We start from the raw sequence: 15,250 nt of genomic DNA on the forward strand, positions 1-15,250 counted from the left end.
CGGGGCACGGGGTGCTCCGGTCTCCGGAGCCGCGCTACACGTCGTACGTGTCCGGCAGGGACGGCACGGTGTGCGGTGTGGGGTGGGGCAGGGCTCGGGGGTTCGTGGCCTGGCGCGTGAGCTGTTCGCCCTCTACGTCGACATTGGGCAGGATGCGCCGCAGGAAGCGCGGGAGCCACCATGCGTGATGGCCGAGCAGGGCCATTGCGGCCGGTACAAGGGTCATGCGCACGATGAAGGCGTCGACGAGGACGCCGACGGCCAGAGCCAGGCCCATGCCCTTGACGACCTGCATTTCCGCAAGGACGAAGCCGCCGAAGACGACGATCATGATGAGTGCGGCGGCGGTGACGACCCTGGAGCTGTGGCCGAAGCCGCGGATGACCGCTTCGGCGGGGGGCTTGCCGCGGGTGTACTCCTCGCGCATGCGGGAGACGAGGAAGACTTCGTAGTCCATGGCCAGGCCGAACAGGATGCCCACGAGCAGCATGGGCAGGAAACTCAGGACGGGCCCGGTCTCCGCGATGCCGAGAGGACCGGCCAGCCAGCCCCACTGGAAGACCGCCACCAGGACGCCCAGAGAGGCCCCGAGGGAGAGCAGGAAGCCGAGTGCGGCCTTCAGCGGTACGGCGATGGCCCGGAAGACGACGGTGAGCAGCAACAGGGCCAGGCCCATCACCAGCAGGCAGTAGACGGGCAGGGCGGCGGAGAGCTTGTCGGCCACGTCGATGTTGACCGCGGTGTTGCCGGTGACGTTCAGCCGGGTGCCCGTTTGCCGCTCGATGCCGTCGCGCGCACTGCGGATCTCGGACAGGACGGTGGCGGTGGCCCGCGTATCGGGGCCGGAGGAAGGGGTGACCTGGATCAGAACGGAGTTGCCCGAGTCGGAGGCGATGGGCGGAGAGACGGAGGCGACGCCGGGGAGGTTCTTGATCCGGTCGGCTGCTTGCTGTGCGGCGGCGGTCGTGGTGGCCCTGTCGGGGCCCTGGGCCAGGACGACCAGGGGGCCGCTGTGGCCGGGACCGAAGCTGTCGTCGATCAGTTTCTGGGCGCGGCCTGCGGAGCTGTGCGGGTCCGGGCCGCCGCCGAGTCCGAGTTGCAGATCGGTGACCGGGACGCTGAGGAATCCCAGGCCCAGGGCGCACAGGATCAGCACTCGCCAGGGCCGGCGGGTGGTCGCCGTGGCCCAGCGGCGGGCCGCGGCGGGCCGCCGGGGATCGGCCTGTCGCCGTTCGGCGCGTGCGGCGGAGCGGGCCAGCGCCGGAACGCGGCTGGAGGTGATGCGCTGCCCCATGAAGCCCAGGAGGGCAGGTAGCAGGGTGGTGGCGATCAGGACGGACACCACGACGGTGGCGGCGGCGCCCAGGCCCATGACGGTGAGGAAGGGGATGTTCACCACGGCGAGGGCGGCCAGGGCGATGACGACGGTGGCTCCGGCGAAGACCACCGCGCCGCCGGCGGTGCCGGTGGCCAGAGCCGCCGACTCCTCCGGATCCATCCCCTGGCGGACCTGGATCTGGTGACGGGAGACGATGAACAGGGCGTAGTCGATGCCGACGGCCAGGCCCAGCATCACCGACAGGGTGATGGAGGTGCTGTCCATGGTGATCACGCTGGTCGTCGCGAGGAGGGACAGCACACCGATCGCCACGCCGACCAGGGCGGTCACGATCGGGATGAGGGCGGTGCGCAGGGACCGGAAGACGAGGACGAGAACGGCCAGGGCGATCAGAACGCCGATGATCTCTGTCGGACCCATGATCGCGGTCGAGGGGGAGAAAGCGTCCCCGCCCGTCTCGACGGCGAGTCCCGCGGTGCGGGCCCGCTGCGCCGCGTCCTCCAGGGTGAGCAAGGTCGATTCGGGGATGTCCTCGGCCTTTTCGGCGTCGAAGACGATCTCGGTGATGCCGGTGCGGCCGTCGGAGGAGACGGTGCCGCTCCGGGCGGCGGGACCGGTCACCGAGACCACGCCGGGGGTGTCGGCGGCCGTTGCGGACAGGTCGGCGACCGCCTGCGCGGGGGCAGCCGCGGTGATCTTCTGTCCGGCGGGCGCCTGTATGACGATCTTGCCGGTGACATGCGACTCGTCGGTGGAGGGGAACTCCTCCTCCATGACGTCGAGGGCGCGTTGGGCTTCGGTGCCCGGGATGGTGGTGGCGGAGGCGAACGGCTTCATCACACCCAGCGCGGTCACCGCCACCACCGCGAGCAGACCGAGCCAGGCGGCGAGGACGGCCTTGCGGTGCCGGAAGCACCCACGGCCGAGCCGGTAGAGCAATGTGGACACGCAAAAGCCCCCAGATGATGTGCTGACGAGAGAAGGACGAGGGGGCCCGGCCGGCTCGTCCCTTGAACCGACCGGGCCAGGCCCGCTACGAGGCGTCACTCACGCTAGAACGGCGGTTCGGGCGACAGCGCCGGATCGGGGCCCGGACGGCCCTCTTCCCACGAAACTCACATGGAAGACGGAGCGGAGATCGGACACGATCGAACAGAACACCGATGCTCAGCAGGAAGCGAAGTCCCCGATGCCAGACGATGCCACAGCACACACCGACTCCGGCCGTGCTCCCGGCCCGGCTGTCGAAGGAAGGCTGCTCGTGGTCGACGACGAACCGGCGATCCTCGACACGCTCAGCCGGTTCCTGCGCTTCGTCGGCTACGACGTGCGCACCGCGACGACCGCTCACGAAGCGCTCGCCGCCGCGCGTGACTTCCTCCCCGAGCTGATCCTGCTGGATGTGATGCTGCCCGACGGAGACGGCTTCGAGGTCATGCACCGTCTGCGCCAGGACGGCCTGCCGCATGCCGTGGTCTTCCTCACCGCCCGTGACACACGCAAGGACCTGGTCCACGGCCTGACAGCGGGAGGCGACGACTACATCACCAAGCCCTTCGGTCTGGACGAGGTCGCCGCCCGTGTCCAGGCCGTGCTGCGCCGCACCCGGCCCCGGGCCGGCACCGACCCGGTCCTGCGCGTCGCGGACCTGGAACTCGACTCCGCCACCTACACCGTCCGCCGGGCCGGCAGCGTCGTCGACCTGTCACCGACGGAGTTCCGCCTGCTGCGCTACCTCATGCTGCACCGCGGGCGCGTCGTCCCCCGCGCTCAGTTGCTCGACCACGTGTGGTCCTACGACTTCAACGGCGACGACACCGTCGTCGCCACGTACATCAGTTACCTGCGCCGCAAGATCGACAGCCTCGGCCCCGCCCTGATCCACACTCAGCGCGGCGTCGGCTACGGCATCCGGGAACCCCGATGACCCCTGCGGCCCGACCCTCCCGCACTCCCCCTCACAGGGAGATCGCGCGCCTGCGTGCCGCTGTGGCCGCGGGGCGGGGCAGGCGGCTTCTGCGGCGGCGGCCGCTGCGCACCCGGATCGGCGCCCTCGTCACGGCCCTGTGCGCACTCGCCCTCGCCGCCACCGCCCTGGCCTGGCTCGCTACGGCCAACGGGGTCGTCATCGTGGCGACCGAACTGGCCGGCCTGTGCATGGTGGCCGTGGTCAGCAGCCTGGCGGTCCGGCGGGCACTGCGGCCTCTGGAGCACGCCGCCGATACCGCGGACACCATCGCCTCCGGCGATCTCACCCGCCGGATCACCGCGGCCGACACCGCCCCCACCACCGAGGTCGGCCGTCTCGCGCACGCGCTGAACGGCATGCTCGACCAGATCCAAGGCGCCATGGCCGCACGCGAGGCATCCGAAGAACGCATGCGCCGCTTCGTCGCGGACGCCTCCCACGAGCTGCGCACCCCGCTGCAGGCCCTGCGCGGCTACACCGAGCTCTACCAGCACGGAGCACTGCCCGACAGAGCCTCCGTCGACGACGCCATCGACCGCATGCACGGGGAAGTGCGGCGCATGGGCAAACTCGTCGAAGCCCTGCTGATGCTCGCCCGCCTCGACGAGGAAGGCGAAGCGCCTCTGGAGCCCGTCGACCTCAGCCGCATCGTCACCGACTCCGTCCGCGACGCCGCGGCCGTCGAACCCGCCCGCTCCTACACACTGCGCGTCCAGGACAGCGTCATCGTCCTCGGCGACGAGGCGCAACTGCGCAGCCTGCTCGCCAATCTCCTGAGCAACGTCCGCATGCACACACCGCCCGCCGCACCCTGCACCGTCGAACTGCGCACCGGCGACAGCAAGGTCACCCTCGCCGTCCAGGACAGCGGACCCGGCATCCCCGTCCACGCCGTCGGCCATGTCTTCGACCGCTTCTACCGCGCCGACGAAGGCCGCAGCCGCACCCACGGCGGCACCGGCCTCGGCCTGGCCATCACCGCCGCCATCGTCGAGCACCACCACGCCCACATCGACCTCGACAGCCGGCTGGACCACGGCACACGGATCAGCGTCGCCTTCCCCGAGCCCGAGCCCGAGCCCGAAGCCGATCACGGCTCCGCAACCTGACCCCGGTTGACCGCCGCAGCTCCCTGCCGTGTGGGCTCAGCCGGTGTCCCGGGTGCGCGGGGTCGGCGCCTCGGGCTGGGTGCTGTCCAGCTGGCGAGGAGTCGGAGCCGTTCTTCGGATCGGGTGCCGGGTTCGGCGGTGTAGATGGTCAGGTCGTGCATCGCCCGGTCGGACAAGGGCGGATCCAGTGACTGGTACGTCAGCTCCAGGTCGCCCGCCTCGGGGTGGCGCAGCCGCTTGACGCCGTCGTGGCGGATACGGACGTCGTGGGCGGCCCACTGCTTGCGGAACTCGGGGCTGAGTGTGGAGAGTTCACCGATGAGTTCCCGCAGGGCACGGTCGTGGGGCTCTCGTCCGGCCTCGGCGCGCAGCAGTGCGACGGTGGCGTGGCAGGCGGCGTACCAGTCGACGAAGAAGCGCCGGGCGACGGGGTCCAGGAAGTGGAAGCGGGCGATGTTGGCGCGGCCGTACTCGCTGGTGGTCGCGCTGTCGAACATGGGCGCGTGGACGGCCCGTGCGAGTGTGTTGTGGGCGATGACGTCCATGCGGCCGTTGCGTACGAAGGCGGAGGACATCGTCATGGAGTCCAGCAGCCACTGAACCCGGGGCGGGACGGGGACGTCCTTGCGTCGCGCGGGGGTGCGGCGTGCGGGCTGGGCGGCGCGGGCCAGGTCGAAGAGGTAGGTGCGTTCGTCCTCGTCGAGTTTCAGGGCTTCGGCGACGGCGGCGAGAACGTCTTCGGAGACGCCGCTGATGTGGCCCCTCTCCAGCCGGATGTACCACTCGGTACTGACGCCGGCGAGGACGGCGACCTCTTCGCGGCGCAGGCACCTGTGGCCCTACGGTTCGATGACTACGGCCGACGGTCCGGTACGGATGGGACACGAGTCCATCGGCATCGTCGAGGACACCGGATCCGAGGTGAGCACCGTCAAGCGGGGCGATCTGGTGGTCGCGCCGTTCGCCATCTCCGACAACACCTGTGTCTTCTGCCGCGAGGGCCTGCACACCTCCTGCGAACACCCGCACGCCGGGTTCTGGGACGGCATGCCCGAGGAAGGCGGCCAGGCCCAAGCGACCCGCGTCCCGCTCGCCGACGGCACCCTGGTCAAGCTGCCCGTCGCCGCCGACTCCGCCCTCATGCCCTCCCTGCTCACCCTCTCGGACGTCTTCGGCACCGGCCACCACGCCGCCGTCGCGGGCGGGGTCGACCAGCGCACCAGTGTCACCGTCATCGGCGACGGCGCCGTCGGTCTGCTGGGCGTGCTGACGGCCAGGCTCCTGGGCGCCGAGCGGATCATCCTCATGGGCCGGCACCAGGCGCGCACCGATCTCGGCCGGGACTTCGGTGCCACCGACGTCGTCTCGGCACGCGGCGCGGACGGCATCGAGGCCGTCCGTGACCTGACCGGCGGCCAGGGCACCCATGTGGTTCTCGAGTGTGTGGGCGCGATGCCCGCCTACGAGCAGGCCGTCGGCATCGTCCGCCCGGGCGGCGTGATCAGCCGGGTCGGTGTCCCGCAGTACGAGCAGGCCCCGGTCGGCTTCGGCAGCCTCTTCGGCCGCAACATCCGCCTGACCGGCGGGCCGGCCCCCACCCGCGCCTACATCGAGGAGCTGATGCCCGCCATTCTCGACGGCACCATCGAACCGGGCCGGGTCTTCGACGCCACCACCGACCTCGGCGGTGTCCCGGCCGGCTACCAGGACATGGCCGACCGCCGGTCCCTCAAGGTTCTCGTCCAGCCCTGACCCGACGCCCCCGGAGGACAGGAGCGGCCGTCACGCTGCTCCTCCATCTATATAAGTTATCTATATAAAACTGCTATGCTTCGGGCATGAGTCGTCAAGACGCCGCTGCCGGCGCGTCCTCCGCCATCGGGGCAGCCCTCTACAGCCTGGCCACCAGGGCCGCGAGACGCCTGCCTCGGGACATGAGCCTGACGTCCGCCGCCACCTTGGCCACCCTGGCCCGGACCGGCCCGCGGCGCATCACCGATCTGGCCGCGGTCGAGGGCGTCACCCAGCCCGCGATGACCGCCCTGGTCCGGGTGATGGAGGAGTCGGGCCTGGTGGAGCGGCGGGGCGACGCGGCCGACAAGCGGGTCACGCTGGTGTGTCTGACCGAGGCCGGCGCCGCGTATGTGCGGACGCGGCACCAGGCGGGCGTGCACGCGTTCGAGCGGTTGATCGGTGAGCTCACCGGCGACGAGGTCGAGGCGCTGGTGGCCGCCCTTCCGGCGCTGAAGCATCTGGCGGAGCTCGAGAGCCAGGACCGCGAAGGGCCGAAACGATGACCGGGCAGCCGCTCGGCGAGGTCGTGGTGAAGGCGGCCCCGCCGGCGCGTTCCGAGCCGCGGTTGCTGGTCCCCGCCCTGCTGTTCATCGCACTGGTCGTGGCGGCGGTCGCCAGCCTCGGGGCGCCGCTGATCACCAGCGTGGCGACCTCGTTCCACGTCTCGCTCGGCAGCGCCCAGTGGACGCTGACCGTCGCGCTGCTCAGCGGAGCCGTCGCCACACCGGTCCTGGGCCGGCTCGGAGCCGGCCCGCACCGGCGGGCCACGATCCTCGTCACGCTGGCGGTCGTCGTCACCGGCAGCGCGCTCACCGTGCTGCCGCTGCCGTTCGCGTGGCTGCTGGCCGGCAGGGCGGCCCAGGGTGTCGGGCTCGGGCTGACGGCGCTGATGATGGGCGTGGCCCGGGACCACCTCCCCGAGGAGCGCAGCGCGGGCGTGATCGCCCTGATCTCGGTGGTCTCGATCATCGGTGCCGGTGTCGGCTACCCGCTGGCCGCACTGCTCGCCGAACTCGGCGGAGTGCGGGCCGCCTACGGCCTCGGCCTGGCCGTCACTGCCGCCGCCCTCCTGACCGCGTGGCGTTCCATACCCGAAGCCCCCGAAGGCCGTTCCGCCCACGTGCACGTGGCGGGCGCGGTCGTACTGGCCGCTGCGCTGAGCCTGGTGCTGCTCCTCGCCGGCGAACGGAATCTGTGGAGCCGCCACCCGGCCGTGGCGGCGGGCCTCGCCGTCGTCGCGGTGGTGCTGCTCTGCGTCTGGGCCGTCATTGAGCTGCGCAGCACGACGCCCCTGGTCGATGTACGGGCGGTGCGGCACCCGGCGGTCGCCGGGGCGAACCTCGCCATGTTCGTCGGCGGGATCGGCATGTACCTCCTCCTCACGCTCATCACCCGGTACGCGCAGACGCCGCCCGGCGCCGGCTACGGCTTCGGGCTGACGACCTTCGTCGCCGGGCTGGTCCTCATCCCGTTCTCGGTCCTGGGTTTCGTCGCCGGCAAGCTCACACCGCGGGTCCGGACGCGGATCGCCGACCCCCTGGTCCTGGCCGGCAGCGCCATCGTGGTCGGCGGCGGGTTCGCCCTGTTCGCGGCGGCCCGGTCGGAGTTGCCCGAGCTGTTCGCGGCGATGGGCGTACTCGGTTTCGGCGTCGGCGCCTTCTCGGCCGCGATGCCGGGCGTCATCCTGGCCGTCACCCCGAAGAGCGAGACGTCGAGCGCCATGAGCTTCAACTACGTCGTCCGCAGCGTCGGGTACTCCCTGGGCAGTGCCGTCAGCGGCCTGATCCTCGCCGCGGGCACCGGCCCCGGCCGCCTCTTCCCCGACGACAGCGCCTACACCACCGCGGCACTGGTCGGCATCGGCGCCATGGCGATCACGACGCTGGCCAGCCTCGCTCTAGCCCGCCGACGCTCGTCCCGGACCAACCCGTAAGTGCAGCCGCACACACCCCGACTCTGGAGGTTCCATGCCCAAGGGCTACTGGGTCAGCTCCTACCGCACCATTTCAGACCCCGAGAAGCTGGCTGCTTACAACGAGCTGGCCCGCCTGGCCGTCGAGCCCGCGGGCGGCCGGACCATCGTCCGTGGTGGTCGGGTCGTGGCGCATGACGCCGGGATCGCCGAGCGCACCGTCCTGGTCGAATTCGACAGCTTCGAGCAGGCCGTCGCGGCGTACGAGAGCGCGGCCTATCAGGAGGCGCTGGTCGCCCTCTCCGACGGCGTCGAGCGCGACTTCCGCATCGTCGAAGGCCTCGACTGACCAAGGCCCATTCGGAATCGTTCTCAAAGGGGCGGCGGTGGTCGATCAACGTGAGCCCGCAGCGGGCACGCCGCAGCGTTACCCCGGCGGCGGTGGAGGAACTCTCCCGGAATCGAGGTCAACCAGAGAACCACACGGTTCTGGCGATCCAGGCCATAGCCAACAAGCACGCCGTGCCCGTCGCCAGAAGCACCGGGACCGCCACTGTCATATAGATGGCGTTGGGAATGAGTGCGCGAACCGGCCAGACCCCCGCCACCTTCGGGTTCTGCGGCAAGTAGACGATGCCTATCTCGCTGCCCCTTTCCGGCAAAACACCTTCCCAAGCGCTGGTGACCATCTGATTCGTCATGCCAGACGAGTCCGCGAACGTGACAACGACACCATTGCCGTAACGGCCGCTCGTATATCCGGCACACGTTCCTCGGGCACGCACCCCCCGTGCACGGAGTCTTACTTTGCCGACGAAAATGTCTGACAGTGCCCGGAGGGCTGCGTACACGACGAAGGAAAGCCCAGAGAGTGCCACGACGGCGCCAACTGCCAATGCGTGCACCATGTCGAAGTCTCCCGAGGCGTGGATGACCGCTCGCAGCGGGTGGGAAGTGTTCCTGGTCCGCGCCGGTGGAACATGTCGAGGGCCTTGTTGGCGGTGAGGAAGGAAGCGATCTTCCGCGAAGCATATCGGGCGCTACCTCGGTCTCGACGGCATCCTCGCGATCGCGCACTCCGACAAGGAGGACGCGGCCGCGACCTGAAGTACACGCGTGGACGCTTCCTCGCTTCCTCGCTTCCTCGCTTCCTCGCTTCCTCGCTTCCCGGCGCCGAGCGTCAGAGCTGGGAGCCGCCGCCGTCCACGGCGAGTTCCGCGCCGGTGGTGTAGGTGGCGTCGAAGGCCAGGAACAGCACCGCCCTGGCGACTTCGGTGGGGTCGCCCATGCGCAGCATGGGGTTGCCGGCCGCCATCTGTGCCTTGGTCTGTTCGGCCGCCTCCCGGGGCATCGACTTCTCCAGGATTCCGGAGTCGATCGGGCCGGGGCTGACCGCGTTGACCCGGATCCTTCGGGTGAGCAGCTCCCGCGCCAGGCTGCGGGTCATCGAGCGCACCGCCGCCTTGCCGGCCGCGTACGCGCTGAGCATCGGGAGCCCCAGCACGTTCGCCACGGATGTGGTCAGCACGACACCGCTTCCTTCCGCCAGTAGCGGAGCGAGCTTCTGCACCGTGAAGTAAGGACCCTTGGCGTTGATGGTCAGCAGTTCATCGAAGAGCGCTTCCCCGGTCGCCTCGAACGGCGCGAAGCCGTTGACGCCGGCGTTGGCGAACAGGGCGTCGACCGTGCCGAACTCGGCCTTCACCCGGTCGGCCAGGACCTCGATGTCGGGCAGCGAGGCGGCATCGCTGCGGACCGCGATCGCCTTCTCGCCGAGCCGGTCGCGGGCGGCATCCAGAGTGGCCTGGTTCCGCCCGGTGATCAGCACGTGTGCCCCTTCGCCCACGAGCAGTTGGGCGGTGGCCAGTCCAAAACCGCTGCTGCCTCCGGTAATCACCACACGCTTGCCTGCGTACTTGCTCATTTCGGACACACTCCATCTGTTGCAACGGCTGTAGGGCTTTCGTCCGAGCGGTCGGACCTCGCTGGACGGGTTCGAGTCAACAACCGTCCGGATCAGGCGTCCAAGACCCGTTCTGCACCCCGTCATGCAGAATCTGCATGACGGGTAGGCTGCCGGTATGTCCGACGAAGTCCTCCCCTCGCCCGCCTGCAACCCCGGCCCTGACCTGGACCTGAGACTGGTGCGGTACTTCGCGGTCGTCGCCGAGCAGCTGAACTTCGCGCGGGCGGCCGCCGCGCTCCACGTTGCCCAGCCCTCCCTGAGCCGCCAGATCCAGCGGCTGGAGGACGCCCTCGGTGTGCGCCTGCTGGAGCGCACGACTCAGGGCAGTCGCCTCACCGCCGCCGGCGCGGCCTTCCTCCCGCAGGCGCAGATCCTCCTGCACGCGGCGCACCGGGCAGTGCTCAGTGCACGCGCCGCCGCGCCGCCGCGTACGGTCACCATCGGATACGTGGAGGACCTCGTCATCACCCCAGCAGTGCGGGGCCTGCGCCGCCGTCACCCCGACGCCCACGTCCGCACCCTTCACCTGGACTGGGACGAGGCCCGCGCCCTGCCCGAGGGGCGGGTCGACGCGCTCGTCCTGCGCACGCCGCTGCCGATCCCGAGCGACGGTCTGGACGTGACCGTCCTCTACGACGAACCCCGGGCGCTGCTCGTGCCCGCCTTCCACCGTCTCGCCCGCAAGAAGTCGGTCACCCCGGACGACTTCACCGACGAGCCCCTCGTGGCCTGCGCCGGTATGGCGGCGCTGTGGACCGGGTTCTGGCGGCTCGACCCGCGTCCGGACGGCAGCCCGGCTCCGCTCGGCCCCATGCTCGTCGACACCTTCGAGGACAAGCTCGAAGTCGTCGCCGACGGCCGGGCCATCGCCCTCGTGCCGGCCGACGACCGGCGCTGCACACTCCGCGACGACCTCGCCACCGTTCCGGTCGAGGGAGTGGAACCCTGCCAGGTGGTGGTCGCCACTCGGCTCGCCGACGCCAACCCGCTCGTCGCCCACTTCCGTGAGTCCGCGCACGACCTTCTCGTACGCAAGGTTTGACGTCGCCCGGTCCTCGGGGACTTCACCCCGGTGAGGTCTCCGGAAGCGGCCCAAAGCCGCTGCTGGACGGCTACCTCGTACGACTCCGCGCTGGAGGTAGCGGCCGCGGCGGGAGCCGAAGGGTCGCGGGGGTGTCGCGGGTCGGCTCGGTGCTCGACATTCCGGGACGTGCGGCCGCGACGATCGTGCCGTGCGCGGTGAGCCGACGCTGCGGCTCGTGGGTGGACATGAGGACGGCCGGCGCGCTGCCGGCGGACAGCGCGCCCCCTGGGCGTACTCACCCGCCGCCGACCTCCGCGCGACGGGCACAGGTCACCGGGGCCGGTAGGCGGTGGCCAGCACGGAGACGGTGACCCGATCGGGCAGAAGTCCCTCATCGTCCAGGTCCGCACGGCTCACGTGGCGTGCACTCGGCGTCATCGCCACCAGGTCCAGGACGTCCAGCCGGTTCAGGGAAACGGAGTACTCCACCCGGTGAGTGACCATGGGCTCGAAGAAGGGATCGAGCGCCCGGTGCAGGCGCTGTTCCTTGGCCGGGTCGATCACGACCATCCTCGGCACCTGGCCCCGCAACTCGGCCAGGTGCCGCCCGGTGGGACGGACGACGATCAGCCGACCGGTCGGGCGCAGTACGCGGTGGAACTCGGCCGGGTTGCGCGGCGCGAACACGTCCAGCACGACATCGACCGTCCCGTCGGCCAGCGGGAAGGGGCGGAAGACGTCCCAGGCGACCGCGGCGGCTCGGTCGTGGGCACGGGCTGCCGAGCGCAGCGCACGCACCGAGGTGTCCAGTCCCAGGCCACGGGCGCCGGGCAACTGGTCGAGCACGCCGGCCAAGTAGTAGCCCGTGCCGCAGCCCACGTCCACGACCGTGACCCGCTCGGACACGGGGCCGGTCGCCAGGCGGGCCCCGGCCTGCCTGATGGGGGCGTAGGCGCCGGTGGACAGGAAGCGGTCCCGCGACCGGACCATGTCCGCGTCATCGCCGCTGGTGGCGCGGGTGCCCGTCAGCAGACTGGCGTAGCCGTGGCGAGCGAGGTCGAAGGTGTGGCCCACGGGGCAGTGCAGCGCGCCGGGGCCGGGGCTCAGACGGCGCGTGCGGCAGGTCGGACAGCGCAGCAGGTCGAGGGACAGTTCGAGGGCAGGGGGGAACGACACGGGCACGAGGCACTCCTGGACCGAAGGGAAGAGACCCGTGCCTGCACGCGCGCTCCGTACCTCACTGCCTCGGGAAGGAAGGGGCAGCGTCGGGAACGTGGTTCGCGCAGCAGGCACGCCGAGGAGGGCGACGCCGTCCGGCGTCGCCCTCAGCGCCTTCCGGTCACAGGAAGCAGCAGTGCGGGGTGCTCATGAATGCCACGTCACGAGTCTACGAGCATCGGCGCTGCTTCATGTCTCCGTGCCCGCCCAGGAGGAGTTGGGAGGGGCATGACCTAGGACGGGCGCCCGCCGAACTGCCAGTTGTGCACCTCGATGTCGGCGTACCGGTCCGGGGTCAGGATGGCGCGTGCCGTGTCCGGGCCGGGCGCTCGGACCAGCGCCGCGGTGCCCAGCCAGGTCGCGCCGTTGTCGGACAGCAGCGGTCCGTAGGCGATCAGCTCGTTCCGGTCCGGCGGCACTTCGAGGTCGGCGGCCTCTCCGGCGCCGAGGCCGAGTACCAGGTACCGGTTGCCGCCGGTCCGGCCGCCGGGGAACTCCCACATGGTGCGTCCCAGCGTGTTGCGCCACCGTCGTAGCAGCACGTCCCGGTAGGCGCCGGCCTGGTAGTTCGGCTCGTCGAAGGCGAAGGTGCGGGCGGCGGCAGGATCGGGCAGGTCGAGGATGTGCACGCTTCCGGTGAGTGTCTCGCCGTCGTCGTCGAAAGTCGGGCCCCGGGCGATCATCTCCTTCGCGTACTGGTCCATGTACGACCAATGCGCTTCCCCGAGTTCGTAGCGCAGTGACAGGGAGGCGGGCCGGTCGCGGTGGTAGCAGAGGAACTCCATGCCCAAAGATCTCTTGTGGGAGAGGAGCAGGTCGAGCGGATTTCATGGCGATCGCTGCTCGGCCTCTTCCGGTCGACGCGGAGTCTCTCCGAGGTTGGGGCGTGCCCCGCATCGCAACGACCGGGCCCGGCCACGTGGGCGGCCGGGCCCGCGGCGACGAGCGTCGAGATTCCCCCCAGGCACTCAGGAGAGGACTCACTCAGCCGAGCTGCGCCTCCAGCCACCGCAGGACCTCAGGGGTGACCGGGTCGGTGATGTCCGCGAACTCGTCGTGCCGCTTGAGGAACTTGGCGACGTAGGGGCAGACCGGAACGATCCGCATGCCGGATGCACGTACGTCGACGAGCGCCTGCTGGACCAGTTGCGGGGCCAGCCCCTGGCCGGCGAACGCCTCGTCGATCTCCGTGTGGAAGAAGACCCGCTGCGCGCCCAGATCACGGTATGCGGTCAGACCGGCGCGTTGCCCGCCGACCAGGATCTCGTACCGGCGATCGGCGTCCGCCCGCTCGACGACCGCGGGGGTGGAGGACTCGGTCATGGTGCGCCTTTCGTCAGGGAAGTTGATGGGGACATCAGCGGGTCGGCGGGTTCCGGCGCGGCCTGATCACGGCGTTCGGCAGGGTCGGAGTGGGGAGACGGCCGCCGAGGAAGTCCTCGATCGTGCCGAAGCGGTCGGTGGAGGCCTCCCAGTCCTCGCGGGCCTTCACGATGTCCTCGTGGCTGCGGCCTATGAAGTTCCACCACATGACGATCTCCTCTTCGAAGGGAGGCCCTCCGAGGAGGATGGTCCGCGCCGGGGCGTCGGTCTCGTTCACCATCGTCAGGGTTTCCGCACCCCTCGGGACGTAGCCGAGTTCGGCGGGTCTCAGCACGGTGTCGATCAGGCGGACGTCCCCGCTGTCCACGAGGAGACCGTGCTCGAAGGCCGCGTCCACACCGAGGGTGAGCGTCGCGCGGGGTTCGACGACGATCTCGGCGCCGAGCAGCGGCGTGAAGGTCCGGACCGGGGAGGTCCGGCCCGCCAACGAACCCAGGAAGACCCGCACCTCAGCCCCGTCCACCTGTACCGCTTCGGGCACGTGGTGCTGGAAGTCCCGGGCGGTGTGGCGGTGTTCCTCTGGCAGGGCGACCCACAACTGAACGCCGTGCAGGACGGTGGTGCGCGGGGTGGAGACCTCCGAGTGGGCGATGCCGTGCCCACCCGTCATGAGGTTCATCTCGCCGGGCCGGATCAACGCGTGGGTGCCGAGGGTGTCGCGATGCTCGATCTCTCCGCCGAACAGCCAACTCACCGTCTGCAGACCGGTGTGCGGATGCGGAGACATGACCATGCCGCCCGACGTGGCGACCTCGAGCGGGCCGTAGTGATCGGCGAAGCACCAGGCCCCGATGAGTGTGCGCGCCCGCTGGGGCAGCGTCCGGCGCACACGCATCGCACGGGGGCCGCCGAGCGGAACTTCACGCGCCGACAGGACCTCGACCCGGGGAGCACCGGCCGGCCGGTCGCCTTCGGCGAGCGGGTCGGCACCGCGGCGCAGAGTCTCCACATCGCCTTCCGGACTGTTCACGGAGAGCACCTCCTCAGTATTCCAGTTGTCACGTCAACCCTGATGTCATGGAGGCAGGCCGGGTCCGGGCCTCCGCGTACGGTCAGCCGCCCGGCGGCACGGCGATCTCAGTCGCTGACCCTGCTGCGGGACTGGTACAGCAGGTCCTGGTATTCGGGATGGCGGCTGATCCAGCCCGCGAAGAAGGGACAGGTGGCCAGCACCCGGAGATTCGCGGCGCGAGCCTCGTCAAGGGCCGCTCGGACCAGCGCGGACCCGACTCCCGCACCCTCGTACTCGGGCTCGACCTCGGTGTGCACGAACGCCACGAGTTCCGCCGTACGGATGTACTCCGCGACGCCCGCCACCTTGGACTCCCCGTCGACACGGGCCTCGTAGCGCTTCGCCTCGGGCACGTCGCTGACTTCGACCGTCATGTGTCCTCCTCATCCCATGGGTCAGAGCGTCACCCTAACCCCACGAGGTTGACGCATCAACTTACCTGCGCGGCAGGGGCAGGAGCGGCGGCGGTGAGGTCGCACCGTCGGCGCCCGCTGGTAGATGAGCTGTCAACGATTTCGTTAGAC

The 15,250-nt window shown here is 70.5% G+C and carries 15 protein-coding genes and 1 pseudogene; 7 read left to right on the forward strand and 9 right to left on the reverse strand.

Annotation, left to right across the window (positions count from 1 at the left end; genetic code table 11):
* Window positions 1-34: 34 nt before the first annotated feature.
* Window positions 35-2,287: an MMPL family transporter gene (locus Sru02f_RS21020; RefSeq protein WP_109032487.1), complete on the reverse strand. Its 2,253-nt coding sequence runs from the start codon at window positions 2,285-2,287 to the stop codon at window positions 35-37.
* A 241-nt stretch (window positions 2,288-2,528) separates the two neighbouring features.
* On the opposite strand from Sru02f_RS21020, the gene Sru02f_RS21025 reads away from it, so the two are divergent.
* Both Sru02f_RS21025 and Sru02f_RS21030 read left to right on the forward strand, forming a co-directional pair.
* A complete protein-coding gene (locus Sru02f_RS21025) occupies window positions 2,529-3,266 on the forward strand; it encodes a response regulator transcription factor (RefSeq protein WP_109032486.1) in 738 nt (245 codons plus the stop codon).
* A gap of 62 nt (window positions 3,267-3,328) precedes the next feature.
* Window positions 3,329-4,417, forward strand: coding sequence for a sensor histidine kinase (locus Sru02f_RS21030; protein ID WP_244941861.1), 1,089 nt, complete (start codon window positions 3,329-3,331; stop codon window positions 4,415-4,417).
* Here Sru02f_RS21030 and Sru02f_RS21035 read toward each other — a convergent pair.
* On the reverse strand, window positions 4,399-5,244 hold the full coding sequence (locus Sru02f_RS21035; RefSeq protein WP_109032484.1) for a helix-turn-helix domain-containing protein: 846 nt from the start codon (window positions 5,242-5,244) through the stop codon (window positions 4,399-4,401). The genes Sru02f_RS21030 and Sru02f_RS21035 overlap by 19 nt on opposite strands.
* Window positions 5,245-5,248: 4 nt before the next feature.
* On the opposite strand from Sru02f_RS21035, the pseudogene Sru02f_RS21040 reads away from it, so the two are divergent.
* The 4 genes and pseudogenes from Sru02f_RS21040 to Sru02f_RS21055 all read left to right on the forward strand — a co-directional run.
* Window positions 5,249-6,169 (forward strand): annotated as a pseudogene (locus Sru02f_RS21040) (zinc-binding dehydrogenase); the annotation flags it as partial.
* Between the two features lie 86 nt (window positions 6,170-6,255).
* Window positions 6,256-6,714: a MarR family winged helix-turn-helix transcriptional regulator gene (locus Sru02f_RS21045; protein ID WP_167469577.1), complete on the forward strand. Its 459-nt coding sequence runs from the start codon at window positions 6,256-6,258 to the stop codon at window positions 6,712-6,714.
* On the forward strand, window positions 6,711-8,144 hold the full coding sequence (locus tag Sru02f_RS21050; protein WP_109032481.1) for an MFS transporter: 1,434 nt from the start codon (window positions 6,711-6,713) through the stop codon (window positions 8,142-8,144). Before Sru02f_RS21045 ends, Sru02f_RS21050 begins: the two co-directional genes overlap by 4 nt.
* 34 nt (window positions 8,145-8,178) lie before the next feature.
* Entirely contained in the window at window positions 8,179-8,472 is a 294-nt protein-coding gene (locus Sru02f_RS21055) for a DUF1330 domain-containing protein (RefSeq protein WP_109032480.1), read from the forward strand.
* A gap of 118 nt (window positions 8,473-8,590) precedes the next feature.
* On the opposite strand, the gene Sru02f_RS21060 is transcribed toward Sru02f_RS21055, so the two are convergent.
* Both Sru02f_RS21060 and Sru02f_RS21065 read right to left on the reverse strand, forming a co-directional pair.
* Window positions 8,591-8,824 (reverse strand): hypothetical protein, encoded by a 234-nt coding sequence (locus Sru02f_RS21060; RefSeq protein WP_109032479.1) that lies wholly within the window; start codon window positions 8,822-8,824, stop codon window positions 8,591-8,593.
* A 479-nt stretch (window positions 8,825-9,303) separates the two neighbouring features.
* A complete protein-coding gene (locus Sru02f_RS21065; protein WP_109032478.1) occupies window positions 9,304-10,047 on the reverse strand; it encodes an SDR family oxidoreductase in 744 nt (247 codons plus the stop codon).
* A gap of 157 nt (window positions 10,048-10,204) precedes the next feature.
* On the opposite strand from Sru02f_RS21065, the gene Sru02f_RS21070 reads away from it, so the two are divergent.
* Window positions 10,205-11,131: a LysR family transcriptional regulator gene (locus Sru02f_RS21070; protein WP_109032477.1), complete on the forward strand. Its 927-nt coding sequence runs from the start codon at window positions 10,205-10,207 to the stop codon at window positions 11,129-11,131.
* A gap of 312 nt (window positions 11,132-11,443) precedes the next feature.
* On the opposite strand, the gene Sru02f_RS21075 is transcribed toward Sru02f_RS21070, so the two are convergent.
* From Sru02f_RS21075 to Sru02f_RS21095, 5 genes are all read right to left on the reverse strand, one after another.
* Window positions 11,444-12,295 carry a methyltransferase domain-containing protein gene (locus tag Sru02f_RS21075; RefSeq protein WP_167469576.1) on the reverse strand — a complete coding sequence of 284 codons (852 nt, stop codon included), beginning with the start codon at window positions 12,293-12,295 and terminating at the stop codon, window positions 11,444-11,446.
* A gap of 269 nt (window positions 12,296-12,564) precedes the next feature.
* Window positions 12,565-13,116 carry a YciI family protein gene (locus tag Sru02f_RS21080; protein WP_109032476.1) on the reverse strand — a complete coding sequence of 184 codons (552 nt, stop codon included), beginning with the start codon at window positions 13,114-13,116 and terminating at the stop codon, window positions 12,565-12,567.
* A 199-nt stretch (window positions 13,117-13,315) separates the two neighbouring features.
* Window positions 13,316-13,654 (reverse strand): GNAT family N-acetyltransferase, encoded by a 339-nt coding sequence (locus Sru02f_RS21085; RefSeq protein WP_109032475.1) that lies wholly within the window; start codon window positions 13,652-13,654, stop codon window positions 13,316-13,318.
* A 34-nt stretch (window positions 13,655-13,688) separates the two neighbouring features.
* Window positions 13,689-14,684 (reverse strand): pirin family protein, encoded by a 996-nt coding sequence (locus tag Sru02f_RS21090; protein WP_109032577.1) that lies wholly within the window; start codon window positions 14,682-14,684, stop codon window positions 13,689-13,691.
* A gap of 107 nt (window positions 14,685-14,791) precedes the next feature.
* Entirely contained in the window at window positions 14,792-15,100 is a 309-nt protein-coding gene (locus tag Sru02f_RS21095; protein ID WP_109032474.1) for a GNAT family N-acetyltransferase, read from the reverse strand.
* Window positions 15,101-15,250 lie beyond the last annotated feature (150 nt).

The sequence above is a fragment of the Streptomyces rubrogriseus genome (genome assembly GCF_027947575.1).
GTDB lineage: Bacteria > Actinomycetota > Actinomycetes > Streptomycetales > Streptomycetaceae > Streptomyces > Streptomyces rubrogriseus.